Annotated in this window: 19 protein-coding genes; 10 read left to right on the plus strand and 9 right to left on the minus strand. The window is 41.2% G+C overall.

The window, feature by feature from the left end:
* Positions 1–99: 99 nt before the first annotated feature.
* Positions 100–2439, minus strand: coding sequence for a CocE/NonD family hydrolase (locus tag ACAY00_RS10960; RefSeq protein ID WP_371373400.1), 2340 nt, complete (start codon positions 2437–2439; stop codon positions 100–102).
* Between the two features lie 147 nt (positions 2440–2586).
* Between ACAY00_RS10960 and ACAY00_RS10965 the strand changes: the two genes are divergently transcribed.
* Positions 2587–4638 carry a winged helix-turn-helix domain-containing protein gene (locus tag ACAY00_RS10965; RefSeq protein ID WP_371373403.1) on the plus strand — a complete coding sequence of 684 codons (2052 nt, stop codon included), beginning with the start codon at positions 2587–2589 and terminating at the stop codon, positions 4636–4638.
* A 58-nt stretch (positions 4639–4696) separates the two neighbouring features.
* Here the strand turns inward: ACAY00_RS10965 and ACAY00_RS10970 are convergent, their stop codons facing one another.
* Both ACAY00_RS10970 and ACAY00_RS10975 read right to left on the minus strand, forming a co-directional pair.
* Positions 4697–5569, minus strand: coding sequence for a patatin family protein (locus ACAY00_RS10970; protein ID WP_371373407.1), 873 nt, complete (start codon positions 5567–5569; stop codon positions 4697–4699).
* Between the two features lie 293 nt (positions 5570–5862).
* Entirely contained in the window at positions 5863–6312 is a 450-nt protein-coding gene (locus tag ACAY00_RS10975; RefSeq protein ID WP_371373409.1) for a dihydrodipicolinate synthase family protein, read from the minus strand.
* A 323-nt stretch (positions 6313–6635) separates the two neighbouring features.
* Between ACAY00_RS10975 and betI the strand changes: the two genes are divergently transcribed.
* The 5 genes from betI (at position 6636) to ACAY00_RS11000 (ending at position 12441) form a co-directional block, all read left to right on the plus strand.
* Positions 6636–7226 (plus strand): transcriptional regulator BetI, encoded by a 591-nt coding sequence (gene betI / locus ACAY00_RS10980; RefSeq protein ID WP_371373412.1) that lies wholly within the window; start codon positions 6636–6638, stop codon positions 7224–7226.
* Position 7227: 1 nt separating this feature from the next.
* Positions 7228–8691: a betaine-aldehyde dehydrogenase gene (gene betB, locus ACAY00_RS10985; RefSeq protein WP_371373415.1), complete on the plus strand. Its 1464-nt coding sequence runs from the start codon at positions 7228–7230 to the stop codon at positions 8689–8691.
* 9 nt (positions 8692–8700) lie between these two features.
* Positions 8701–10353: a choline dehydrogenase gene (gene betA, locus ACAY00_RS10990; protein ID WP_371373417.1), complete on the plus strand. Its 1653-nt coding sequence runs from the start codon at positions 8701–8703 to the stop codon at positions 10351–10353.
* A gap of 161 nt (positions 10354–10514) precedes the next feature.
* Entirely contained in the window at positions 10515–11732 is a 1218-nt protein-coding gene (locus tag ACAY00_RS10995; protein ID WP_371373420.1) for a BCCT family transporter, read from the plus strand.
* 4 nt (positions 11733–11736) lie between these two features.
* Positions 11737–12441 carry a TorF family putative porin gene (locus tag ACAY00_RS11000; protein WP_371373423.1) on the plus strand — a complete coding sequence of 235 codons (705 nt, stop codon included), beginning with the start codon at positions 11737–11739 and terminating at the stop codon, positions 12439–12441.
* 79 nt (positions 12442–12520) lie between these two features.
* Here ACAY00_RS11000 and ACAY00_RS11005 read toward each other — a convergent pair whose 3' ends face one another.
* Entirely contained in the window at positions 12521–12874 is a 354-nt protein-coding gene (locus ACAY00_RS11005; RefSeq protein WP_371373425.1) for a cupredoxin domain-containing protein, read from the minus strand.
* A gap of 8 nt (positions 12875–12882) precedes the next feature.
* Complete coding sequence (locus ACAY00_RS11010) at positions 12883–15126, minus strand: heavy metal translocating P-type ATPase (RefSeq protein WP_371373428.1); 2244 nt, start codon at positions 15124–15126, stop codon at positions 12883–12885.
* A gap of 183 nt (positions 15127–15309) precedes the next feature.
* Between ACAY00_RS11010 and ACAY00_RS11015 the strand changes: the two genes are divergently transcribed.
* Together ACAY00_RS11015 and ACAY00_RS11020 are read left to right on the plus strand one after the other, a co-directional pair.
* Positions 15310–15501 carry a hypothetical protein gene (locus ACAY00_RS11015; RefSeq protein WP_371379702.1) on the plus strand — a complete coding sequence of 64 codons (192 nt, stop codon included), beginning with the start codon at positions 15310–15312 and terminating at the stop codon, positions 15499–15501.
* 576 nt (positions 15502–16077) lie between these two features.
* Positions 16078–17529 (plus strand): NAD-dependent succinate-semialdehyde dehydrogenase, encoded by a 1452-nt coding sequence (locus ACAY00_RS11020; protein ID WP_371373431.1) that lies wholly within the window; start codon positions 16078–16080, stop codon positions 17527–17529.
* Positions 17530–17797: 268 nt separating this feature from the next.
* On the opposite strand, the gene ACAY00_RS11025 is transcribed toward ACAY00_RS11020, so the two are convergent.
* Positions 17798–19279 (minus strand): S41 family peptidase, encoded by a 1482-nt coding sequence (locus ACAY00_RS11025; RefSeq protein ID WP_371373433.1) that lies wholly within the window; start codon positions 19277–19279, stop codon positions 17798–17800.
* A 191-nt stretch (positions 19280–19470) separates the two neighbouring features.
* On the opposite strand from ACAY00_RS11025, the gene ACAY00_RS11030 reads away from it, so the two are divergent.
* Positions 19471–19647 carry an aldehyde dehydrogenase family protein gene (locus tag ACAY00_RS11030; protein ID WP_371379705.1) on the plus strand — a complete coding sequence of 59 codons (177 nt, stop codon included), beginning with the start codon at positions 19471–19473 and terminating at the stop codon, positions 19645–19647.
* Positions 19648–19664: 17 nt separating this feature from the next.
* The gene (locus ACAY00_RS11035; protein WP_371373436.1) at positions 19665–19997 is read left to right on the plus strand and encodes an aldehyde dehydrogenase family protein; all 333 of its coding nucleotides are present in this window, start codon (positions 19665–19667) and stop codon (positions 19995–19997) included.
* 59 nt (positions 19998–20056) lie between these two features.
* Here the strand turns inward: ACAY00_RS11035 and ACAY00_RS11040 are convergent, their stop codons facing one another.
* The 3 genes from ACAY00_RS11040 to ACAY00_RS11050 are packed head-to-tail and all read right to left on the minus strand — an operon-like array spanning position 20057 to position 24720.
* Positions 20057–21403: an McrC family protein gene (locus tag ACAY00_RS11040; protein ID WP_371373439.1), complete on the minus strand. Its 1347-nt coding sequence runs from the start codon at positions 21401–21403 to the stop codon at positions 20057–20059.
* A gap of 10 nt (positions 21404–21413) precedes the next feature.
* Entirely contained in the window at positions 21414–23477 is a 2064-nt protein-coding gene (locus ACAY00_RS11045; RefSeq protein WP_371373442.1) for an McrB family protein, read from the minus strand.
* Between the two features lie 10 nt (positions 23478–23487).
* Positions 23488–24720 (minus strand): DUF6161 domain-containing protein, encoded by a 1233-nt coding sequence (locus ACAY00_RS11050; RefSeq protein ID WP_371373445.1) that lies wholly within the window; start codon positions 24718–24720, stop codon positions 23488–23490.
* Between the last annotated feature and the right edge of the window lie 161 nt (positions 24721–24881).

The raw sequence follows: 24881 nt of genomic DNA on the forward strand, positions 1-24881 counted from the left end.
ATTGAGTCCTTAAGGTATTTAGCCTAGTTGAAAATTTTAAATTGTCTATCGACCGATTAAGCTGTCAAACCCAGTAAATGCACTGGGTTTGACCATTTATTAGCTTGCTTTGAGAGGATGTGAAGCGGCATTTGGCCAAGGTTTTAACGGCAGGTTTATTTGCGACGATAAAAACCATTTTAACTTTAATGGTTCTCCTGCTTCTGAAATATGCTCATAATTCACCGGCTTACCTGTGCCTAAGTTAACCTGAGCAGCAACGTTTTTATTCACATTGAGCACCAGTACCAGTTTGCTGCCTTTTTTAATTAATTTCGAGGTAAATCGAGCATTTACAATCGGCACTCGACGCTTTTCATTTGGTATAAGCAAGTGTCTTTTACCCATGTCATCGGCATAACTGGCACGGCTGCGGTAATTGTTCAAATGAAACACTTCTCCGTTTGCTGTCACTTCAAAATAATTAAAACCGATATCGACGTCTTTTTTATTAATGCCTATGTCAAAGAACCCCGTAATCGAACCGGTAAGCTCCATATCTTGTTCAAACACTGGGGTCTCAATTTGGATACCACCTTGTTTATCTAAATTGTCTTGAATAACAGGCCACGGCGCCATATTTCGTTGTTCGGTTCTGTCGCTCATATCGATGATTTGTTCAATATATTCATCGGTCTTGGCAGAAGGCGTTTGCCCTAAAGCATAGTTTTGCGATTTATTGGCCTGTGCGCTTTGAATATAAAAGCTTTTGGTTTGTTGATTAAGCTCTTGTAAAGAATCGGCAAATCGCCAGGTATTGGCCCCCATCACTTGGTAATTCACTTTGTTTTGTACCAAGGTTGGTTTAGGTTTGTCGTATAAGACATGATCAAACCAGTCAAATACCACCTCTTCAGTGTCTTTTAATAACGCAACCGGATCCAACTCATAGTTACTGTGGTGCGAGCGCGGTTTACTTTGCGCTGACCAATGATTATATGGACCAATTAACAGCGAGTGATTCGCATTTTTGTTGTATTGGTAATGTTGATTAAGGTAGTTTAACGCTGAAATTTGCCCACCTTCAAAATACCCCGTAATGGTGAGTACGGGAATGTTAATGCGCTTATATTCATGTTGGTGTGGCACCATGTTTTGGTAATAGGCATTGTCTTTTGGGTTTTCTAACCATTTTTGTAACCAAGGGTTTGGTTTTTTCGCAATTTTGTCAATATCAACAATTGGACGACCACTAACAAACAGCTCTTCAACAATGTCTTCACTACGTTGCCAGTTGTTATAAACACTGTTATCGACTGTTTTGTTATTGGTGACATATAATGGCCATTCAAAGTTGGCGGTTATGGCAATATTGTTTTCATAAGGCAACCCCGTAATAAGATTCGCCGCCACGAAAGGTGCCATTGCTTTAAGGCCTGTTGGCATATATTTAGCGGTTGCCCATTGGGTAAACCCATTGTAACTGCCACCATACATGACAACACTGCCATTGCTCCATTCTTGCGCCGTTATCCAGTGAATCAGCTGGGCAGCATCTTCCCCTTCATGTTGCCAAGGCACTATGTCATTTGAGCTTGAACGCTTACCACGAGAATTGGCCACAATACCAATATAACCATGAGCGGCGGCATGCATGGCCGATTTAATATGGCCAGCTTCATCTGCGTAAATGGTATATTGCAGTGCCGTGGTCAGAGGGTGATTTTGGTGACGACGTCGAACGATAGTGGTTGACAGTTCAATACCATTTTTTAATTGAACTAAAACATTGGGTTCAATAATAAAGCGTTTTGTTCGTTGTTGCGCTAAAGCATTATTAACCAGTGGAATAATGGCCTCTAAGACATGATATAAATGGCTATTTACGGCGATATTTATCATTTCATCTGGCGTTAACATAGCCTTATTTTGCACTTGCTTGTATACATTCAACGCATAATCTTTTGCATTAGGTACTGACCAACCAAGAGCAAGCGCCATTTGCACAAAGTCTTCATCATTCGCCTGTGCCAAGGTATATTGAATTAATGCTTTCGCTTCATCAGTAAAGTGCGCTGGGGTTAAATTTTTATTTTTTAGCCGTTGTTTGGTTTGATGATAAAGCTGATAATGCGAAAACTCCAAGGTGTTATTTTGTTGTTTGAGCAGTTTATTAATTGCCTCAAGGTCTTCACGCAATGACAACAAAGCGATTTTATTAAACATGCTTTGATTTGCTATCTCTTGTTCTTTTAAACTTAAGGCAAATGCCTTAAGCTCTGTTTTAAATGGCGAAGAAGATAAAATAACATCGGCCCCTTCAATAGAATTCAAATCCGTTGTGGTGATAATGTCAAAAAGTGGATATTCGCTTTTATCAGCTGCATAGGTATTATGTGCAAAGTTTAGTAAGATAATGACCCAATAGACCACTACCAAGATTACGTTTAATCTCGTCATCTGTGTTTCCATTTTTACAAAGTAAATAAAAAGTGAAACCACTGTAGTTAATTAACCATTTGAAGTCCTGACCGAAAGGTGAATCGTTGTGACTTTTTATGACAGCCGCATTTTTAAAGGGCTAGAACAACAAATCAAAGGATGTATATGCGCTGGCAAATTAATGGTTTTGTGTTTTGTGAACAACAACAAACCTTAACAATTGAACAAAACACGGTTCGCATTGAACCTATGATGAGCGACCTATTACGTTATTTTTGTCAGCACCCTGATCAAATTATTAGTAAAGAGCAACTCCTTGATGAAGTTTGGCAGGGTCGCTATGTTAGTGATAACACCGTCAGTAAACTCATTACAAAACTTCGAAAAGCTTTGCAAGATGATGCCAGAAACCCAAGCTTTATTTTAACCGTGCCTAAACGCGGTTATCGCTTGGTGGCAAAGGCAGAGCCTATTCAATCTCAAGCACCGACTTCATTGCCAGCATCTAGCCTAAAAATACCCGTAACGTTTAACCCTGTGTATGTAAAAACCCTACTGTTAACGTTTGTGCTTTTGCTCATCACCTTTGTTGTTTGGATAACATTGTTTCATGCCCCATCGTCAAAATCTTTTGTATCGGCTAAAGCCTTAACTTCGGATAAGGGCAGTGAATACTTTCCCAGCTTTAATGCTGATGGTATCAGGCTCGCTTACATGAACCATGATGGTGAAAAATTTAGACTCATGGTTAAAAATATCGACTCTGGTGAGCAAGTTGAGATTGAGCATGGCAATAAAGTCGGGGTTGGCCCTGGCAGTTGGAACGACTCTGGCACCAAACTGGTGTATTTAGTCGCGACACAACAGCGTTGTCAGTACTTTATTCGTGAATTTAATGGCTTAGCTATGTCTGAGCCTAAGTTAATATACACCTGTAATGCGGGTAGTTTTGGTGCAATTAAGTTTACCCATGATGATAATCTGCTGGTTTTTGCCCAATCGTCAGAGCCTGGCGGCCCCTATTCGCTTTATTCTCTAGACCTTGATAGTGGTAAAACTCAATGGCTTCCGCAACCTGAACTGCATTTAGGTGGAAACAGCCAGTTTGACTTACACCCAACAGACAATAAATTGCTAATCTCTTCGCCCGATAAACAACAGTGGGAGGGCTTTTATCAGCTCGACTTAGATACTCAAGAGCTTAGTTTACTGTTTAGGTTAAATGCTTATATCTGTTGTGGTATTTGGTCGCATGATGGCGATCATGTGGTGCTGATGGGCGATCACCCTGCCCATGAAATAGTACAATATAATCTTGATGGTACGAATAAGACGGTACTTTTTAGTGGTCCACAGCAGCTCAGTCGACCAGAGCGCCACAGTAACGGCAAAGATTATACCTTTACGGCATTTAAACATGACATCAATGTGGACCAATACCACTTAACCACAGGGCAAACAGCCGCGCTATTGCACGATACTTTCGATCAACGCTTAGCGGTGTTATCACCAAGCGCCGAGCAGGTGGCCTACATAAGCCTAACATCGGGTAATGAAGAGTTATGGCTATATAACCGAGAGACCAAAAAGAAAAAAAAGATCAGCCAATTTGCCGATGGTCGCCACTACATAGACTTAACGTGGTCTCCCGATGAGCAAAAGGTTGCGGCTTTAACCTTAAATGCCATTCACCTGATTGATCTTGCTAGTGGTAAAGCTAAAGTTTTACCTATGCCAGAGAAAGAGTTAAGAGGTATCTCTTTTAAAAATTCAGAACAAATCGCCTTTAGTATGAAGATAGGCGCCAATTGGCAAGTGGTCATATTTCACCTTGAGGATGAGTCAATGCAGCGCCTTGAACAAAAATGGCAAAGCGTGCAATTTGCGCCCTCATCAAATGATTGGTTATGGGTAGACCAAGACAATAATTGGTACCTAGGTGAAGATGCTAATCCTGTTAAGATGCCAAAAAACAACTTGTCAGCCTTTTATGGCCGACAATTTAACGTAAAGAAAAGCGCTGAACATATTGCGTTTTACAATGGGCAAAAAGCCAAATTAGAGATATATAAAACGCAAAGTAATGAGCTTGCGGTGTCATTAGACAGCCAGATTGGCCATTTTTCAATAAATGGCGACATCGTATTAATTGGGCAAAAATCATCAAACTCTAATGACAGTGATATTTACCAAACCTTTCGTGTTACCGCAAGGTGATAAAAACAACATGCGCGACATCGCCCTCGCGCTTTTTTAACTCCCCCATAACAGCTATTTACTCTAACGTTGAGCGCCACTGTTGTAGAGCTTTAAACCCCTGTTCTAAACCGTGCTGATAATCTTCTTTTAATGCTTCTAAACTAGAACCTAGAGTCATAGATAACAATGGCCTTGTTGGCGCGATTTGCACCACATTCACCCCCTCTGGTGGCATGTTGATAAAATCCATTGCCTCAGCATAACGGTCTTGGTGGTGTTGGTACATTTCAAACACTCTAGGGTGTTGGTTAATTCGTCGAATAATCGGTTCGATTCTATCCATTACCGATATTTTGCCATCAACATGCGCTTCTACCGTGCGAATAACCCATATATTTTTAGCCCCCTTCTGATGCGCCCAACGCACAGGTATAGGGTCGGCGACGCCCCCATCAACCATAAAGTTACCAGCCACATTGACCGTAGGGCGATATAAAAATGGGATTGCACTGGACGCTTTGAGATGCTCAAACATATTGTCGTGCCAAGTGTGCAAATAATGTGGGGTGAAGGAGTCATATTGACTCGCGACCGCATAAAAATTGGAATCAGGGGTTAAATGACTTGGCTCGGTCGGAAAGCGTACTTTGTCGTTAAACTTAACTTGGTCAAAATACCAGTCTAAGTCAATAACATTGCCCCCTGTAAAAAAACGTGCAGGGCGAAAAAAGTGTTGCTCTGTAGTTAACGCTTCAATCGCCGTTTGGCCATATTGACGAGCTCTAGCACAATAAGCAGCAATATTTTGCGCACCAGAAGACACCCCCACTTTTAAATCAAAAGGAGCAAACTTCTGTTCAAGAAAGGCATCCAGTACACCAGCGGTAAAAATCCCTTTTTGACCTCCCCCTTCGGCGATAATCGCAGAATGTATATCGGTTGTCATCATTATTGATTTCTACTTTTTATTAAGAAATGACTACTTACATAAAAGTAAGTAAGAAAACACGGACCTAGTCTTAGAATTTCGACTTTGAACGACCACTTTACAGCAAAAGCTCACTGCGTGTTAGCTATTTAATTATAGGCCAAGAAGCGATAATTCAAGTGTTGACTAAAATATTCGATGATAGGTGTATTAAAAACTATTTAAGTTTAGAAAAGGGCCTTAACGGCCCTTAACATTGCATCCATATAAGAACCAGTTTGCTGCAAACTCAAATATTACAGAGCCGATTTGGCTTAGATAGTAATGGCTTTTTCCCGATTGTGCGCAAGAAATCCAGCCTGTTTCATTTGCTCCAGTACGTGCTCTTTTTGAGTCTGAGTGAGCGCCTTGATTGGTAACCTAGGATCACCAACATCAATACCATGTAATTGCATCGCCGCTTTTCCGGCAGCAACCCCACCATACTGTACTAAAGGTCGAATTAAACAAATAACTTTATCCATTAAAGCTTTAACGACATGGTGCTGACCATTATTAAAAGCTTCAATAATGTCTTGATATAAAGGTGCTGCATAATTATATGTGCTTCCAACAGCACCAACAGCACCAACGGATAAACCACCGGGTAAATATTCATCAACCCCAAATGGTAAGTCAAACTTTCCATCTAATACACGTGCACAGCGCTGATTGTAACGGTATGATTTAATTTTATAAGGGTTTAGAGACTTACTCGAATTCAATTAAATTTACTCTAACTTAAAACAAAGGCGCACAAATGAAAGAAGAAACCTCTGTAAAAATACCCCTCTTTTAGCAACGCTTACTTTTTATTTTCGTCTCCCCCTATTTCGCTAGCCCCTAAATACTTACACAAATAATCAATTCAACTCAAACTAATTACAAAATATTTCATTTTTAACAAGTCTACCTAACCCCCTGTTAAGACTATAAAAATAAGGCGTACCCGACTAGAAAAGCCACTACCTCAAAACAAAACCCCTTGAAAAATTAATTCGTACTCTATAGAGTTTATTTTAATTGAACAGTCAATCAATAAAAAACTATGCCAAAAACAGGAATGGAACCCATACGTCGCCAACAGTTAATAAAGGCAACGTTGGAGTCGGTCGCGGAGTTAGGTTTACATGCCACGACCATTAACAGCATTAGTAAACGAGCAGGTTTATCTTCTGGGATCATCAGTCATTATTTCGGTGGCAAAGATGGTCTACTTGAGGCAACCGTTCGATTTTTATTAACCAATTTACGCACAACCTTAGTTGAGAAAACGCGTGGAGGTTGTACAGCTGCTGAACGCTTAATGTTTATAGTTGAAGCAAATTTTTCAACCGTGCAGCAAAGCGCAAGCTCGGCTAAAACCTGGTTAAGCTTTTGGGCTCAGTCGATGCACGACCCTAAATTAGGGCGACTACAGAAAATCAACGCGCAGCGCTTGTATAGTAACTTGCTCTGTTCGTTGAAGACCTTGATGCCCAAAGCTGAAGCACAAAAAGCCGCTAAGCTCTGTGCAGGAATGATTGACGGATTATGGTTAAGAGCAGTGCTTAGCCAAGCAAATGAGGCTCAGTTCAAAGAGGCCGAGCAGCTGACTAAAGACTATATAGAAACACTAATTTCATTGGGCGGAGAGTAATATGACCCTAGCTGTTTTACAGAATTTTATTAATGGCAAGTTTGTTGCTAACCAAAGCGGCCGTATGTTCGCAGTAAAAAACCCTGCGACTGATGAAGATATTTATTTGGTCGAAGAAGCGGATGAAACGGTGCAACAACAGGCTATCGAAAGCGCCAAACAAGGTTTTACTATTTGGTCTTCTATGTCGCCAATGGAACGAAGCCGTATTCTTCTAAAAGCGGTTGCTTTGTTACGCGAGCGCAATGACGAGTTAGCCAAATTAGAGGTGTTAGATACAGGTAAGCCCATTCAAGAGGCTGATTGTGTCGATGTTGAAACCGGAGCCGATGTTATCGAGTACTTTGCAGGATTAGCACCAGCACAACTTGGTAGCCAGCAAACGGTGGGACAGGACTTTTTCTATACTCGCCGTGAACCTTTAGGTGTGTGTGCTGGTATCGGTGCATGGAATTACCCTTTGCAGATTGCTTGTTGGAAATCAGGCCCTGCGCTTGCTGCAGGTAATGCAATGATTTTTAAGCCATCAGAAGAAACCCCTATGGGCGCGGTAAAACTGGCTGAAATTTTTATTGAAGCTGGCATGCCTGCGGGCGTATTTAATGTTGTGCATGGTGCTGCCGAAGTTGGTCAATGGTTAACCGCAAACCCAGAGATAGAAAAAGTTTCTTTTACTGGCGAAGTGGGCACAGGTAAGAAAGTCATGCAAAGCGCAAGCTCAAACCTTAAAGAGGTCACCATGGAGCTTGGCGGTAAGTCGCCGTTAATTGTGTTCGATGATGCCGATGTCTCTCAAGCAGTGAGTGCAGCCATGCTAGGAAATTTTTATACCCAAGGTGAAGTTTGTACAAATTGTACCCGCGTTTTTGTCCATAAGAACGTATACCAAGCGTTTGTGAAAGAGCTAAAGTTACGAACTGAAAACAATATTATTGCTGGTGATCCGCTCGATCCAAAAGTGAATTTAGGCGCATTGATCTCGAAGAAGCACCAACAGTTGGTGTTAGATTACATTGAAACAGGTAAAGCAGAAGGCGCTACCTTATTAACGGGCGGTCATGCTCTAAAACCAGCATCAGCGCCAAACGGCTATTTTGTTGCACCGACAGTATTTATCGACTGTAACGACGAGATGACCATAGTCAAAGAAGAGATTTTTGGTCCAGTTATGAGTGTGTTGATGTTCGAAGATGAAGATGAAGTGATTAAACGTGCCAACGATACCGAGCTTGGCTTAGCCGCTGGTGTATTTAGTTTAAACATTCAACGAGCTCATCGTGTTATCCATCAGCTTAATGCGGGTATTTGTTGGATTAATAGCTACGGAAATTCTCCTGCACAAATGCCAGTAGGTGGTTATAAGCAATCTGGTATTGGCCGTGAAAACGGTGTTGAAACGCTAAACAGTTATACCCAAACCAAATCGGTTTATGTCGGTATGGGCAACATAGAAAGCCCGTTTTAAGGAGTTAATGTGAACACATTTGATTATATTATTGTAGGTGCAGGCTCTGCCGGTTGTGTGCTGGCTAATCGCTTGTCTGCTAACCCTAAACACAAGGTGTTACTGCTTGAAACGGGTGGCTCAGACAAAAGCATTTTTATAAAAATGCCAACTGCGCTGTCGATCCCAATGAACACTAAAAAGTATGCATGGCAGTTTCATACTGAACCTGAGCTATTTTTAGATAATCGTCAAATGCACTGCCCTAGAGGCAAAGTATTAGGTGGTTCATCTTCGATCAATGGCATGGTTTATGTGCGAGGTCACGCCAAAGATTTTGACGAATGGGAAGAGCATGGCGCTGAAGGTTGGAACTACCAAGCCTGTTTGCCTTACTTTAAGAAGGCAGAAACTTGGTATAAAGGCGAAGGTTCATATCGTGGTGGTCAAGGTGAACTTGGTGTAAACAACGGTAATGAAATGAAAAACCCTTTATACAAAGCTTTTATTAAAGCGGGTGAACAAGCAGGTTATAACACGACAAACGACTATAACGCCGAGCAGCAAGAAGGTTTTGGCCCTATGCACATGACCGTAAAAGACGGGGTGCGCAGTTCAACCAGCCGTGAGTATTTAGACCCAATTAAAAACCGTAACAATCTAACCATAGTTACTGGTGCCTTGGTAACCAAAGTATTACTTGATGGCAAAAAAGCAACGGGTGTTGAGTATCGCGTTGGAAACACTACCAAACAGGCAAACAGTACTAAAGACGTGGTGCTAAGTGCAGGCCCTATTGGTTCACCGCATATCTTACAGCTATCAGGTATTGGCGATGCCGATGTACTGAAAAGTGCCGGTGTTGAAGTAAAACACGAGTTAACGGGTGTCGGTAAAAACCTTCAGGATCACTTAGAGTTTTATTTCCAATACAAGTGTAAGCAACCCATTACCTTAAATGGCAAATTAGGGCTGTTTTCAAAAGGCATGATTGGCGCCGAATGGTTTTTTAACCGTTCAGGTTTAGGCGTTACCAACCACTTTGAGTCTTGTGCATTTATCCGCTCAAAACCGGGTGTGGAATGGCCAGATATTCAATATCACTTTTTACCCGCGGCGATCCGCTACGATGGTAAAAAAGCGTTTGATGGGCATGGTTTTCAAGTCCATGTTGGGCATAACAAGCCCAAAAGTCGTGGTGCGGTAACCCTACAATCAAACGATCCAAGTGTTGCGCCTAAAATACAGTTTAACTATTTGGAGCATCCAGACGATATTGAAGGCTTTCGCGCCTGTGTTCGTTTAACCCGAGAGATTATCTCGCAACCTGCCTTTGACGAGTTTCGCGATGGTGAAATACAGCCTGGTGAACATATTCAAACGGACGAAGATATCGATAAGTTCGTACGCCAAGCCGTTGAAAGTGCGTACCACCCTTCTTGCTCTTGTAAGATGGGCAAGGATGAACTTGCGGTTGTTAATTCTCAAACTCAGGTTCACGGTATTGAAGGGTTACGTGTGGTGGACTCGTCCATCTTCCCGACTATCCCAAATGGGAATCTAAATGCGCCAACCATTATGGTGGCCGAAAAAGCCGCTGATATGATTTTGGGCAAAACGGTCAAAGCCATTGAACCCGTAAACGTTGCAAAAAGCCAGAACTGGCAAACCACGCAACGATAAATACGTTTCAATTTTTTATTCGGACTTCTCCCCAACGCTTGTTGGGGTCGGGAGTGGATTTTCACAACTGTTGTTTCTGTACAGGACTGTGCAGAAACGTTTTTCATAAAAAATAACTGGAGTAGTTATGAAGTACTTTTATTTGTATTGGGAGGGTGACAATGACCGTTTGGCTTAGTGCTGGTATCTTGTTTACCCTATTATCGGTAGCCTTCTTTGTTTATAAGTGGGGTAATGTACCTGTTGTGGGTGTTACACCGGTTAAGACTTTTACTTTTATTGCGATCCTGTTTACTTCCGGCTTGGATGTAGGCTTGATCATGTTCCCGCTGACTGAATTTGCGGGTTATGCAGACATAAACGCAAGCCCAGAATATGGCTTTACCAATCCACTCGCGATCGAGTTTGGCTTTTGGGGGTTCTTTATCTGGCTATTTTATTTTTTAACTTGTTTTTATTTCTGTGTAATAGAGCCTAAAGTAAAATTTTTCGAAAAGCCTTTGGTTAAAGTCATCAACAATGTGGTCATCATTGGTACCTGTGCCTTTACGGCTTACTTATTGTTGTCGAACCTACCTTGGTATTTACCTTCATTAGGTGATGGCGAGTCTATTAATGCGCTGTTTTACTTGATTGTATTTGTGGCTATTTCAATTGCAGTGTATTCAAGTACCAACATTAAGTATGTACGCTTTTTAAGTTTAACGACTAGCTGGTTATTTATCGCACTTATTGCCTTTATGGGAACCTCGGCTTTTGCCTTTGGTGACAGTGAAATTTCAAGCTATGCAAACCATTTGGCATTGATAGGTGATTATTTCCCTAACATTCACCATTTTGTCTTACCACTGAATGATTACCATGAATTTTACCTATTCTGGTGGTTTGCTTGGAGCATCATGATTGGTCAATTTACCTCGCGTTTTGTTGGTGGCTTAAAAACCTATCAAGTATTACTGGCGATGGTGGTTTTCCCGTCAATTCCAATCGCCACTTGGTTAGCGGTTCTGTACCACTACCATGATGCAGGCATTGCGACCGAAGGGTTATTAAACTTTGCCATGGTATTTGTCGGTATTGTATTTGTTGTCAACTCTTTAGACTCGTTGATCCGTTTATATACCGACAACTTGAACCTTACAGTCGAGCGCCTAGGCAAAGCTAACTATATCGTATTAAACATTGTGGCATTGTCACTGCTAACCTTGTTGTTCAAATTGAACTTCTTGCAGATCCAATGGGTGGGTGCGCTAGTGATTGCCATCTTCTTTACGTGCTTTGGCTACATTATGTACCAAAAATATCACACCATTAAAAACATCAGCGGTTCACCAAAAGAAAACGCCATTGACTACAGTAAAATTGAGAGTATGTGTTAACGTTATGAAGTCTTTAACTAAAAAATTTATTTTATCTTTACCTTTAATTTTCGCTACTCAGTCTGCCTTAGCAGATTGGAGCACCACAGTGACAGCAGCGTCTGATTACACCTTTAACGGGGTGAGCCAAACCGATAACTCACCCGCTATTCAGGCGAGTTTAGACAAAGCCCTAAGCGATGGTGTTTACCTAGGTACCTGGGCATCAAATGTTGACTTTGGTGGCAAAACCAACACCGAGTGGGACTTTTATCTTGGTCAATACAAACAGTTAAATGACAAGGTAAGTGTTGATTACGGTATTGCCTATTACACTTATCATGGTGACAATGCATCAAGCGATGGTAACTACCCAGAAGTTTACACAAACTTTAGTTATGCCAATGCCTTAGGTCACACCGAGTTAAATTTTTGGTACAGCTGGGATTACTTCGGTACCGGTGCCGGCCACATGGTAAGCATGCTAGCGCACACCGTTAAATTGGCGCCAAACCATGCACTTCGTGCAAGTTTTGATGTTTCAAATTCGTTTGACGGTGACAAGTGGCGCTGGGATGGTGACAACAGCTCATACCATCACTATCGCTTAGCGTATCAAACCAGCTACGCCGGCTTTAACCTTGAGCTAGCCGCAGAAAACACCAACTTAGATTGGGATACGGCCGACGAGCGTGTTGTACTGAGTGTTTCTCGCACATTCAGCTTATAAGATTTTATATAAAGGTGAGCATCGCTCACCTTTTTTGTTGTTATTACTTTTTGTTTTTTATGTGAAAAAACTGGCTTATTTAAATAACCTTAAGTACCCCTTTATACATATTCATTTGACAATGAAACTCGTACTCACCGGGGCGTAATTTGCTTAAATCAATATGGGTTTGTTGATTTAACCTTAACTGCTTACTGATTTCTAATTGAGGAATTAATAACATTTCTGCACAAGGTGACGCATCGGTTCGCATAAATCGAAGTTTAATCGGTTGGTTGGCAGAAACAGTAATTACCGACGGCGAATAGCCCCCATCTTTGACTTCTATCAGCACGTCGTTTTCAATGTTGCTGACCGCTTTGGCTTTATAAAGCCAAAACCACCAAATAATTAAGGCAATAAACAACAAACCCAGTACATTCACTAGCCACATATTTCCCCCTAATGCTCTCGCGTTTTAAATAAACGCAGTCTATTGGCATTGGAAACAACGGTAAACGAGGAAAACGCCATCGCAGCCCCCGCAACAATAGGGTTTAGCAAAATGCCAAAGATGGGATAAAGCACACCCGCGGCAATGGGGATCCCAGCTACATTGTAAATAAAGGCGCCAAACAAATTCTGCTTAATGTTGCGCAAGGTCGCTTTGCTCACCAAAATGGCATCGGCAAGACCATGAAGAGAGCCTCTTATTAGAGTAACATCCGCACTCTCAATCGCGACATCAGTCCCGGTGCCGATAGCAAAGCCAACATCCGCTAAGGCCAGCGCAGGGGCATCATTGATCCCATCGCCACTCATCCCAACAATTTCCCCTTCGTTTTGCAACGCTTTCACTTTATTGGCTTTATCTTTAGGCAGAACGTCTGCATAAAACTCACTAATGCCCGCTTTTGAGGCTACGGCTGCAGCGGTTTCTTTATTATCGCCGGTGAGCATAATAACCCGTATGTTATTTGCCAAAAGCCGCTTAATCGCTGAAATAGAGTCATGCTTAATGGGATCTGAGACCGCAATAATGGCGGCCAACTCACCATTGATGGCAAAATACATTGGCGTTTTTGCCTCCTTGGCAAGCGCTGTTGTTTTTTCAACAAAGCCAGTTAAATTGACGTTTCGTTTCGCCATCAATTTGGCGTTACCAAACAACAAAACCTTACCGTCACATTCTGCCTGAACACCAAGGCCTGAAATCGCTTTAAAAGCGTCTATTTTTAACAGTTGAATCTGCTTCTCCACGGCACTTTGTACAACCGCTTGTGCTAATGGATGCTCTGAGCCACTTTCTAAACTAGCGGCAAGTTGCAACACGCTTTTTTCATCATGGGCATTGGCTAAAATCACATCGGTAATTTTGGGCGCACCTTCGGTAATGGTGCCGGTTTTATCTAAAACCATCGCCGTAACTTTGGATGCGGTTTGCAAAGCCTCGCCATTTCGAATAAGCACCCCAGCTTCTGCCGCTTTTCCTATCCCGACCATAACCGATATGGGTGTTGCTAAGCCCAATGCGCAAGGACAAGCAATAATCAGCACCGTGGTTGCTGACACCATTGCAAATGCGATGGTGGGCTCAGGCCCAACGTTAAGCCAAGCAAGTGCGCTAAATATGGCAATAATCATCACTGTCGGGACAAAATATGCGGAAATCACATCGGCTAAACGACTGATGGGCGGTTTAGAAGTTTGTGCTCTTTTCACCATCTCGATGATATGAGCCAAAGTGGTATTTTTACCCACTCGGGTTGCCTTAAATAAAAACATACCCGATTTATTTAGTGTGCCAGCGACCACCTCATCATCTTGGTTTTTCTCTACAGGCATGGGTTCGCCGGTTAACATGGACTCATCGATAAAGCTTTGCCCTTCAACGATTTTGCCATCAACCGGAATTTTTTGCCCCGGTTTAACCTTTATTACATCGTTTTCTAATACTTGCTCAATAGCGATTTCTTTTTCGTTATTATCTCGAATAACCGTTGCCGTTCGAACTTGTAAACCGATAAGTCTTTTAATCGCTTGCGAGGTTTTACCACGAGCTTTTAACTCTAATGCTAAACCTAAATTAATTAACCCTAAGATCATGCTTGTGGCTTCAAAATAAACGTGACGCGCCAGCAACGGCAATACATCTGGCCAAAGTACAACCACCATAGAATATAACCACGCCGTGCCAGTGCCTAAGGCAATTAAGGTATCCATATTGGCTGAATGATTTTGAAAACTATGAAAAGCCCCCACATAAAAGTGCTTTCCAGAAACAAACATCACGCCCAAGGTCACTACGCCAACCATAAGCCATGCGATTCTTTCTGCTGTTGTTTCAACGCTCATGTCACCAATAAACAAACCGTAGATCATCAAAAGGATCCCAACTGACAAGGCGATATAAGTCTTTTTAAGCAATTGTGTGTAATACGCCCGATCTGCAGCGTCCTTTTCGTCTAACAACTGCGCTTCTTGTTGGGTTTCTAGTAGCTTGGCATGATAGCCGGCTGACTCCACCACCTTAATTAAATCATTCGAATTCGCTGTGCCCAACACCATAACCGTTCTATCGGCAAAGTTCATTTGTGCCGATAACACCCCAGGCACTGATTGTATTGCCGACTCAATTTTGCTCACACAACTGGCACAGCTTGCGCCGTCAATAAGAAGTTGCTGGCTTTGTGCTTTATTCGTCATCGGTTTGGCACTCTTAATTTACTGCTTGAAACTCGCGATAAAATGCACCCAAACTAACGGGGCATTTGAATAAAGGGTAGTCTGTATAAAGCCATTTAAAAAGGGATGTTTATGAGCAAACACTAGCTAAAAAATTGGTCGCAAGAACAAGTTGCCAGATTCAGTGGCCTTAGTATTCGAACGATTCAACGGGTTGAAAGTGGTCAAAGTGCTAGCTTAGAAACGCTTAAAGCTCTCGCCTCTGTATTTGAAGTTGAAGTATTAACATTAACAGAGGAAATACACGTGATAGATAAAAAATCAGAACATTGGAAAACACAGCCTTGGTGGTTCAGATTGTGGGCTTTAGGCGTTGGCTCTAGGCGTTGGCTATAGGCAAGTTCAAGCGGGGCTTAAATATATGCTTTTAGTAGTCGCCATTACCTTAACCATAACCAGTTATTTTGAGCCTACTTTGACAAAATATTCCCTCATAACCATGTACTTACTTTTTATTCAAACCACCTGCATTCATTATGATGATAAAAGTAAACCTTGGGGTTATGACACTTAGCAAAGTACAACCACCTAACATGCAATTCATAACAAAAGACTGACTAGGATTTAAAACCGAGTCAGCCTTTTGTTTAAGAAACCATGAAATGGAAATTTAATCACTAAAAAACATATAACCCTTACAAAGTATTAATTAAGGCAAAAATTTCAATTTCTGCTGACTTAGCACATAAGAATGGGACATATTTGTCATCGCTCCCTTTTTTCTGTTTCAATAAAGCTAAATTAGAGATAGCACAATATATAATTAGCTATTATTGCTAGGTCAAGTCACATCGGCATAATGGCGGTTTGTCGACAAACGAGTCAGAAAAAAGATACTGGCAAAACTATAAAACCGTGGTCAATTTAACCAGACCATTACATACTAATGCTTTATTCATCATGGAGTTAGTCATGAACTTAAGGTTAAACCCTTCGTTAATGAAGTCTTGTTCATTTATTGACGACAACTGGCATCAAGCATCATCAACCTTTGCGGTAACCAACCCAGCTACAGGCGAAATAATTGCCAATGTTGCCGATTGCACGAAGCTAACTGCAGAAACTGCTGTTTTGGCCGCTAAAAAAGCATTTAATACATGGTCAAAAAATAGCGCTACAGAGCGGGCAGGATTATTACGACGTTGGTTTGAGCTTATTATGCAACATCAGGATGATTTAGCACTTATTCTGACCAAAGAACAAGGGAAACCGTTTGCTGAGGCGAAAGGGGAAATTGCCTATGGTGCATCGTTTATAGAGTGGTTTGCCGAGGAAGCAAAACGTGTTTATGGCGATACCATTCCTGCACCTTCTTCAGATAAACGTATTATTGTAATAAAGCAACCCGTAGGTGTTGTTACCGCTATTACCCCGTGGAATTTTCCTAATGCCATGATCGCAAGAAAAGCTGCAGCAGCACTGGCGGCAGGATGTAGCTTTGTTGTTCGCCCCGCTAGTGAAACACCTTTGTCTGCACTTGCCTTAGCGGCATTGGCTGAACAAGCAGGTATTCCAGCAGGCGTTTTTAATGTTATTACAGGCACTGATGCGCAGGGCATAGGCGAAGTTTTTACCCAACATAACGCTGTCGCTAAGTTTACTTTTACAGGCTCAACTCATATTGGTAAACAGCTGATTTCACAATGTGCACAAGGCGTTAAAAAAGTCTCTATGGAGTTAGGAGGTAATGCTCCTTTTATCGTTTTTGATGATGCAAACGTAGATGCTGCAGTAAAAGGGGCAATAGTATCTAAATATCGTAACGCAGGGCAAACCTGTGTGTGTACCAATCGAATTTTTGTGCAACGCACTGTTTATGAAGAATTTGTTGAAAAATTTACTGCCGAAACAAAAAGCTTGGCAATGGGTAATGGCCTAGATAACAATGTACAAATTGGTCCGATGATTTCCAAAAAAGCATGCAGTGAAATACATCAACTCGTTGTTAACGCCCAACAAGCTGGTGCTTACATTGAACTTGGTGGTGAACTAAATGAAAGCCAACCAACATTTTACCCACCAACCATTTTAACGAATGTTAGTAATGATATGGATATCGCACAACAAGAAATATTTGGCCCGGTCTCTATCATTATTCCATTTAATGAAGAACAAGAAGCTGTCGAAATGGCTAATAACACAGAATACGGTTTAGCAGCTTACTTTTACGCTAGAGATATTGGCCGGGTATGGCGAGTAGCCGAAACATTAGAATTTGGCATGGTCGGTATAAATGAAGGTCTTATCTCCAATGCAGCGGCTCCCTTTGGTGGCGTGAAACAATCAGGAAATGGACGTGAAGGTTCAAAGTATGGGCTGGATGATTATATGGAAATTAAGTATTTATGTATGGGGGGAATATAAACATAGGGCACTTATTGAATGCTTTTCTTATTAAGACCAATTTTAATATCCTTATAGTTGATCTTCTTTTATTAAAAAGCTTGATATCAATAATTCTAATCTTTACTCAGCCGTATCTTTAGATATTACTTTAATAGCTTTACCACATAAAAAATTGAATACATGCTCCACATAACCAGCACAGGTGGGGCAAAGACCTATATCTACAGAACGAATACTATAAGGCTGATTTGCCCGTTTCGATTGGCTTATAAAAAAATTAAGCGTATTAGTGTAAAGCGGTCTTCAACCAGGCTATTACCGCTTCTTCATCTTCTTGGTCGAGATCAACAGGAAAAGTCAAAGTTGGCAGATAGCTACCACCATTTGGACGGATCCGACCACGGTATACCTTTAACGGGATTGAAACGCGGAAACGATAACCAGGGAGAAATACCCCCCTGACATCGATGTAATTTGTGTCCGCGCCTGTCTCTTCGCCAACCAGTAAAACATTTTCGAACGACGTCACCAGATCAAGGAAATCCAGACAAGAGCTGCCACAAGCGGAGTCCATCAACACGATAACTTTCCCGCTGACGGGTGAAATCACATTTCTGGCAGGTTGGCGTTGGGTGAAAGTTTGACGGTAAAGTGTTTCGCCATTTGAAAACGCTTTCTCCATGTCTTCAGCAAGCCGTGCCCAAGCAGGACCGCTAGCTAAGTCGTTTTCCAGATTCTCTTTGGCGATGCCGTGAACGTGTTCCACATTGTCCTGTGAGAGTCGCCAGTCCACCGCTTGAGCTCCAGTGCGCCAGAAGGCCTCGACATATTCGCTAGACCAGATGTTTCTCGAAAACAATCGCCCCCAGGCGCTATTGCCACCGCCGTTACCTCGTATGTCGAGGATCACAAGCTTTGCAGAGCGGATAGCATCCGTATTAGACTGTATGCTTTCGGATAACTCCTGCAGAGAGTCAGCCCTAGAGTTGTTGAATGTGGGTATCGTGATCCATGCAGTGTCCGCAGTAATCTTGAAACCAAAAGAGCGACGACTCCCCCTTTGTCCGGGTGCTCCGGCTTTCCAATCTGCTGCAGATATTGAAGCCCATATCAGTTTGCGCTCCACCTCGGTTCCAGCTACGCGGCAGGATTGGGGTGAGGCAATAAAAGGATTCCCATGCTTGGTAAAAAGCCAGGGAGCAGCCGCCCGAGCGCGTGCTGGAATACCCGAGCCCCGAAATGCAAAGATTGTTTCATCGAGCCAGTCGCTAATGTCTCGTCCATCGCATGAAACGATGACGTCTCCAGTCTCGAAGCCACCGCCTGCAGCGGTAACCCGCATCACAGTCTCTCCATCGCTGCCCTTTTCAATACCGGCATAGAAACCTGGCCAATCGTAACGGCCAAACCAGTGTTCCACTCCCAGATCGGGCAATCCGATAGCCCATCCATGCAGATGTGGGTCATCGTGGATAGCTTTATACCGCTCCATGGACCAGCGGTATCCAGCTCTGTTTTCTGCACGTTCAGCAAGCAATAGGGCCTCTCGACGAGCAGTTTCCATAATTTGCGCAAAAGCTGGGGTTTCCTGATCAACAGGGCCAGGGTGATGCTCTTTTATCATTGTATGCCAGGCTTCGATATCGTCCCTTGCAGCTTCCGACCAGTCGGTTGTCCACAGACGTAGCATGTAAACAGCCAATAGAACGATAAATAGTGCGACAAACCCGCCTACTAGCCAAAGAAGGCGTTTGAATAATCGTAGCATTAGCTTTCCACCCTATTTTATTACACCAAAGTCACTCAGGTTAGGATTTACAGAGCCAGCGAAGTTCGCTAGCCTAACGCCTCGATAAGAGGCTAAAAAAATCAATAGGTTATACTTTAGCGAGGTACGAGGAATAAGCCAATCGAATTTTTGTCCAACGCACTGATTATGAAGAATTTGTTGAACAATTCATTGCCGAAACAAAAAGCTTAGCAATGGGTAATGGCCTAGATAAAAACATACAAATTGGCCCGATGATCTCCGAAAAAGCGTGCCGTGAAATACATCAACTCGTTGTTAAGGCCCAAAAAGCTGGTGCTTGTCTTAAACTTGGTGGTGAACTAAATGAAAGCCAAGCGACATTTTAACGAATGTTAGTAATGATATGGATATCGCACAACAAGAAATATTTGGCCCGGTATCTATCATTATTCCATTCGATGAAGAACAAGAAGCTGTCGAAATGGCTAATAATACAGAATACGGTTTAGCGGCTTACTTTTACGCGAGAGATATTGGCCGAGTATGGCGAGTAGCCGAGACATTAGAATTTGGCATGGTTGGTATAAATGAAGGCCTTATTTCCAATGCAGCTGCTCCCTTTGGTGGCGTGAAACAATCAGGCAATGGACGTGAAGATTCAAAGTATGGGCTGGATGATTATATGGAAATTAAGTATTTATGTATGGGGGAATATGAACTGTCGTGGCAAAAATAATTATGCAACTACACCGCCCCCATTTTTTATATTAATATGATTTTAGAATTGCAACATTGTCACATGGCATCACTGTGACTAGTAATCCCTAACAACTCCAATTTAACTCTATTCTTGGCCTGGTGACTTACATCAAACGGCACGACTCTCAATTTTAATTTATGATCATCGTCATAATAAAAGTCATTTTCTAATATCGTATCGAAGTTATCTGTTTTGGGATAAATCAAAATTAATACTCCTTCCCCCTTGAGATACTTATAGCCATAACCCAGCATTTGATAGAAGTCAGACTGTGACAAATCAAATTTATCTTTACCTGCTTTCTTTTTTTGATCGATTAATTTCCATTTTGTATCCAATACAGTGTCCAAACCATTAAGCTCTTTAAGGTAAAGATCAGGCTTGAGGCGGAAATAGCTTTTATCACCATAAGTCACCAATGCTTTGCTTTGTACTTGAAAAGATAGCTCTTGAGGGGTAGTCACTCGTTGCTTCAGATATTTAGCGACAAAGTTTTCAAACACTGCTTCCATTGGAAACAACAACGAATAAGCATTGTTATCACCTAACATTGACTGAGGTGAGTAGCCCTCCAATATAAGCCTTGTCCAACTTAACGGCACATCATAATGTTGCATGCCCCTTTGCAGTTTTACACTGGAAAAGTCATTCTTGTAGTTTGTGCTAAGAGGCACCTCGTCAAACGTAAAAAGCAGTTCCTGAGATAACTTTTTACTCTTATTCACACTGGTATACGTCGCGACAGATTTAAGGGCTGAATGTATGAGTCGGTTTTCAGCTCTGTCCATGATGTAAGCATCGAACTCAACGTAAAACTTGTGACGATTGATAAAGTTGTGCTTTAGCTGTTGACTATGATGCAATTTCCCTTTTAAAAAATTGCTATTGCTTTGCTCCCGAACATATTCACTTCTAATGCCTTTTTTAACAAGATCATTAACTGCATTTAAAAATTGCACTATGAATATTTCCATCAATGGCATTTTTTGCCTTTTAATGTTCGCAACTTCAGTCTCAATATGGCGAAACTGCTTAAGGGACTTCAGCATCATTAACAGCGAAAGCCTTGATTGCTCTTCTTTGCTATCACTACTTGCATATTTAGCGACTTTTGGTAGCACCTCTATTTGAGTACCATCAGGACAAAGAACCACACCAGCGTAATTCTGCACTTGCAGAACTTCCATGCCATGTGCAATTTTTAGTTTTAAAAAGCGAGACTCTGACTCATCACATAAACAGCATTTCTTTAAATATTCAAAAGCATCTTCCGTGATTGTTTCAACATTATTTTTCTTTATTGCTTTAGTGCTAGAGCTTAGCAATCCATACTCAAATACGGTAATGTTTGTCGTTTTTCGTCGTTTTAATCTCTTAAGCATGTTGAGCGAGTTAACCTTCATCCTGATTTGGGAAAATTAAATCACTGGCGCTATACATGCCTATATAGGTAAGAGCATCAAGCCAAAGCTTAGAATCAGCTTTGATTAACGTATAATCCTGAACATCGTCTGCATAATCACCAACATCGTCAGTATCACCAAAAAGCATCTCGTAATCTACATCTGACTGCTTGATAAGTTGATATGCTTTGTTTTTTTGATTGTCACCAAGAACTAAGCGAATCTTTTGCCAATCTTCAAAAAAGTATTCAGCCAGTAAAGGAATAACCTTATTTTGAAAGCAGTTCTTAAGTTCATTAAGCGCTTTATCATCCTCACCAGCAACAATAGCCTTAACTACAGGCATTAAGAAAGCGTGACCTAGCTGATGTTCCCTGTCATAAAGTGCGGATATTCGTTTGTTTAATGTTTGTAATAACAAGGCTAAATCGACTTCAAAACCATTACTTTTAACTGTGAACGGCACACCACCTTCGTCACGTAATACACTGTAATCAGGCATCATCTCAACAAAATCAAAACGGCGGCGAAGGGCTGTATCCATAAGTGCCAGAGATCTATCTGCGGTATTCATCGTACCAATAATATAAAGATTATCTGGTACAGAAAATCTATCACCAGAATATGGTAGGGTTACTTCAATAGCTTCCGACTGTCCTAAACGCTTTGATGGCTCAATGAGTGTAATTAACTCACCGAAAATTTTTGATATATTGCCGCGATTTATTTCATCGATAATTAGAACGAAGTTTTTACGTTGGGTACTTTTATTAGCTCTTCTTGCAATTAATTCAGCGCAAAGAGGTTTGAATAATGTTTTGTACCCAGAAACGAAATAAACATCAGTGCTTGAGCTTAGAGCACGTAATTTTTCCGCATTGACTTCATCTATAAATAGTGATTTATACTGAACCAAGTCAACCACTTCATCAATTACAGTCCTAGGCATGAATAAGTCTGTGCCACTTTGTTTAATGATGTGGATAATTTCAGCCGATATTGATTGCACCTTAAAACTACCAAACATATCGCCTATTTTTATGTAGCTTGATGCGCTATCGACTCCTTTTGCTTCATTGCAAATAGCTTTAAATACCCCATCCTTTTCATAGTAACTAAGTTGGTCGCCTTCGGTTTTAGCACTTAGCCCCTCGACAAATTCCTCATATCCATAACTTTGATGGAAGGTAACAAACCTAATTCGTCCAGTATTAAACAAGCCTTTATAGAGTTGAGTTAGCTCCTCTCGCTGCTCTTGTGTCGCACCAAAGGTTTCATCTATACCTAACTCACTAAATAGTTGAGGATCTGCTGCCTTTACTGCAGCTTGTATTGAGTGGTAGGTTTTTCCAGTTCCCGGCGGTCCATATAGGATTTGGTTGAGTGATGGGGTTGATTTAACTGAATAAACTGAACTGCTTGGCTCTTTTACAAAATTACTTTTCTGTTTTTGCTCATTCAGCTTTCTATCCAACTCTTCAGACAAATGCCAAATAGCCATGTTGGTATAAAACGGATCAAAACCTTCAGGTAATAAATTATTTAGCGCACTCTTTAACTCTATGTTCTTTTCACACCAATTACCTTTAAGGATTAATCCCAAATTAAATTCTTCGTTTAAGTATTTGGCTGCTAGATCAAAGTTGACTTCACGAACGGCTGAAGTAACTTTCTCAGGAGCAATTGCAGCAAAAGCTCTGTTCAACAAGGCTTTGTAGTATTTTGACAGAATTCCGTCATTGACGGCTTCTCTAAACTTTTCACTTACCATTTTAAACGTTTTGCTATTGGGAGCTTCGAAAATTAAGTTAGTAATTTCTGAGAGAAAAGACTTTGCATTTTCAAATTCTGTTTTCGATGGAGCGCCTTGCATGAGACTCGATACTGAATTATCTCTGGTATACCAAATCAACTCTAAACTGCTATCAGATAAAGGGTCATCAAGTACGAGCTGGTTAGTTTTCTTATAGCCTTTATACCAGCCAGATTCTTTGTAATTCAGCTTATACGCATAATGTTCTACAAGTTCTTTAAAAGTCGAAAAATGTTGCACTGTTTAAGCCTTATGCCTTGGGAGACAATCTATTAATTAAGTCTACGAGTTGAGTGGGCCCTTGGTCATTTTTAACCATGTCTGTTGTGCTAGGTCTAAAAAGGGTTTGCAGAATAAGTTGACGGTCTTCTTCTTTGGGTCCTTGGCCTTTTCGCGTTAATGCAAGGTAGGTGTGGATCATGGTTCTGCGCTCTTGTGCATCAGTAGCCAAGTGAAGGTGAGACATAAATATATTGCCCACGACTTTAATTATCCAAATACCAAACGTAGTTATCGCTGCTGCGGTTACTAAGCGGCTAACGGCTACTTCCTTGAATGGCTTATCTAAGCCCCAAATTGCAAATAATATAATGGTCAGCAGAACAACAAATGTCGTTGCGCCTAAAGCCTTAGCGTATAACTTAGCTTTGTCATTATGGCTATTTTGTTGGATGCCCCAGTATTTAACCGCTGCGTGCAGTGCTAACTTATCATCGTAAGTTTTTGTGAGGTTTTCTAAATCAGTTTTGGAGTTTGCGAGTGCATCTTTGAACTTTTTCTTAAACTCTTCTTTATGCGTTTCTAAGTCTGCTGTTTGCGTTTCAGTTTGTTCTTGCCAATCACTGATTAAACCATCAACTTTTAAGTTTTGACGTGTTGCTTCATCAATTTTTTGTTGATATTCATTAACCCAGTTATCTCGCTGATTAGTTTGCTCTTCATCCCAACGCTCTTTTAATTGCTGCAATGAGTCCGCTTCATCTTTAATACGATCATCACTACCCGCAAAATACTCATCTGCCTGCTTCAAGCCTAGATACATTTTGCGATCAACAGGTGATACATTAACATCAAAAGCTACCGCTAAGGCAGCGAGCCCCAATTCAACACTTTTCTCAGATTGGCGTTGCACGAATGGTGCAAATAACGCTTCTTCAGTAAAAAGTTGTTTATTAGTTAGATAAAAAGAAAAGCTATTACTAAATTGCTCAACTCGATTGTTATAGTTATCAGGATCGTTTTTAAAGCGGCGCAAGCCATCGGTTATTTGTTTTTGTAAACTATTCCAACTTTGATCAAACGTACTGAATAACTGCTGCATTTGATAACGCTGGCTAACATTACTGTGAAAACCATATAGCTGACGTTGTTGTTGAACCCAAGCCAACAACTTATCCGGGTCATCAAACCACTTACTGCCAGTCTCAGTTTTTATAGTGATGCGCTTTAATTTAGTTTCTTCTTTTTCTAACTCTTCTGACATATCTACATCCTTGTTACTGTTGCTGATGCTAGTATTTACAAATCCCTTAAGAAAGTTACATAGATAAGTAAAACAAAACTATATTTACATAATCCTATTTTTTAAACCATATCTTTCAGCTATTTAACTTTCATAGTTAAGATATTATTGCTAAAGAAGAA

The organism is Thalassotalea sp. 273M-4 (assembly GCF_041410465.1).
Lineage (GTDB): Bacteria > Pseudomonadota > Gammaproteobacteria > Enterobacterales > Alteromonadaceae > Thalassotalea_A > Thalassotalea_A aquiviva.

Coding starts and splice junctions, on each gene's coding strand:
- ACAY00_RS10960 (WP_371373400.1), bottom strand. CDS start 2,439: ATGACGAGATTAAACGTAATCTTGGTAGTGGTCTATTGGGTCATTATC.
- ACAY00_RS10965 (WP_371373403.1), top strand. CDS start 2,587: ATGCGCTGGCAAATTAATGGTTTTGTGTTTTGTGAACAACAACAAACC.
- ACAY00_RS10970 (WP_371373407.1), bottom strand. CDS start 5,569: ATGATGACAACCGATATACATTCTGCGATTATCGCCGAAGGGGGAGGT.
- betI (WP_371373412.1), top strand. CDS start 6,636: ATGCCAAAAACAGGAATGGAACCCATACGTCGCCAACAGTTAATAAAG.
- betB (WP_371373415.1), top strand. CDS start 7,228: ATGACCCTAGCTGTTTTACAGAATTTTATTAATGGCAAGTTTGTTGCT.
- ACAY00_RS10995 (WP_371373420.1), top strand. CDS start 10,515: ATGACCGTTTGGCTTAGTGCTGGTATCTTGTTTACCCTATTATCGGTA.
- ACAY00_RS11000 (WP_371373423.1), top strand. CDS start 11,737: ATGAAGTCTTTAACTAAAAAATTTATTTTATCTTTACCTTTAATTTTC.
- ACAY00_RS11005 (WP_371373425.1), bottom strand. CDS start 12,874: ATGTGGCTAGTGAATGTACTGGGTTTGTTGTTTATTGCCTTAATTATT.
- ACAY00_RS11010 (WP_371373428.1), bottom strand. CDS start 15,126: ATGACGAATAAAGCACAAAGCCAGCAACTTCTTATTGACGGCGCAAGC.
- ACAY00_RS11020 (WP_371373431.1), top strand. CDS start 16,078: ATGAACTTAAGGTTAAACCCTTCGTTAATGAAGTCTTGTTCATTTATT.
- ACAY00_RS11025 (WP_371373433.1), bottom strand. CDS start 19,279: ATGCTACGATTATTCAAACGCCTTCTTTGGCTAGTAGGCGGGTTTGTC.
- ACAY00_RS11035 (WP_371373436.1), top strand. CDS start 19,665: ATGGATATCGCACAACAAGAAATATTTGGCCCGGTATCTATCATTATT.
- ACAY00_RS11040 (WP_371373439.1), bottom strand. CDS start 21,403: ATGCTTAAGAGATTAAAACGACGAAAAACGACAAACATTACCGTATTT.
- ACAY00_RS11050 (WP_371373445.1), bottom strand. CDS start 24,720: ATGTCAGAAGAGTTAGAAAAAGAAGAAACTAAATTAAAGCGCATCACT.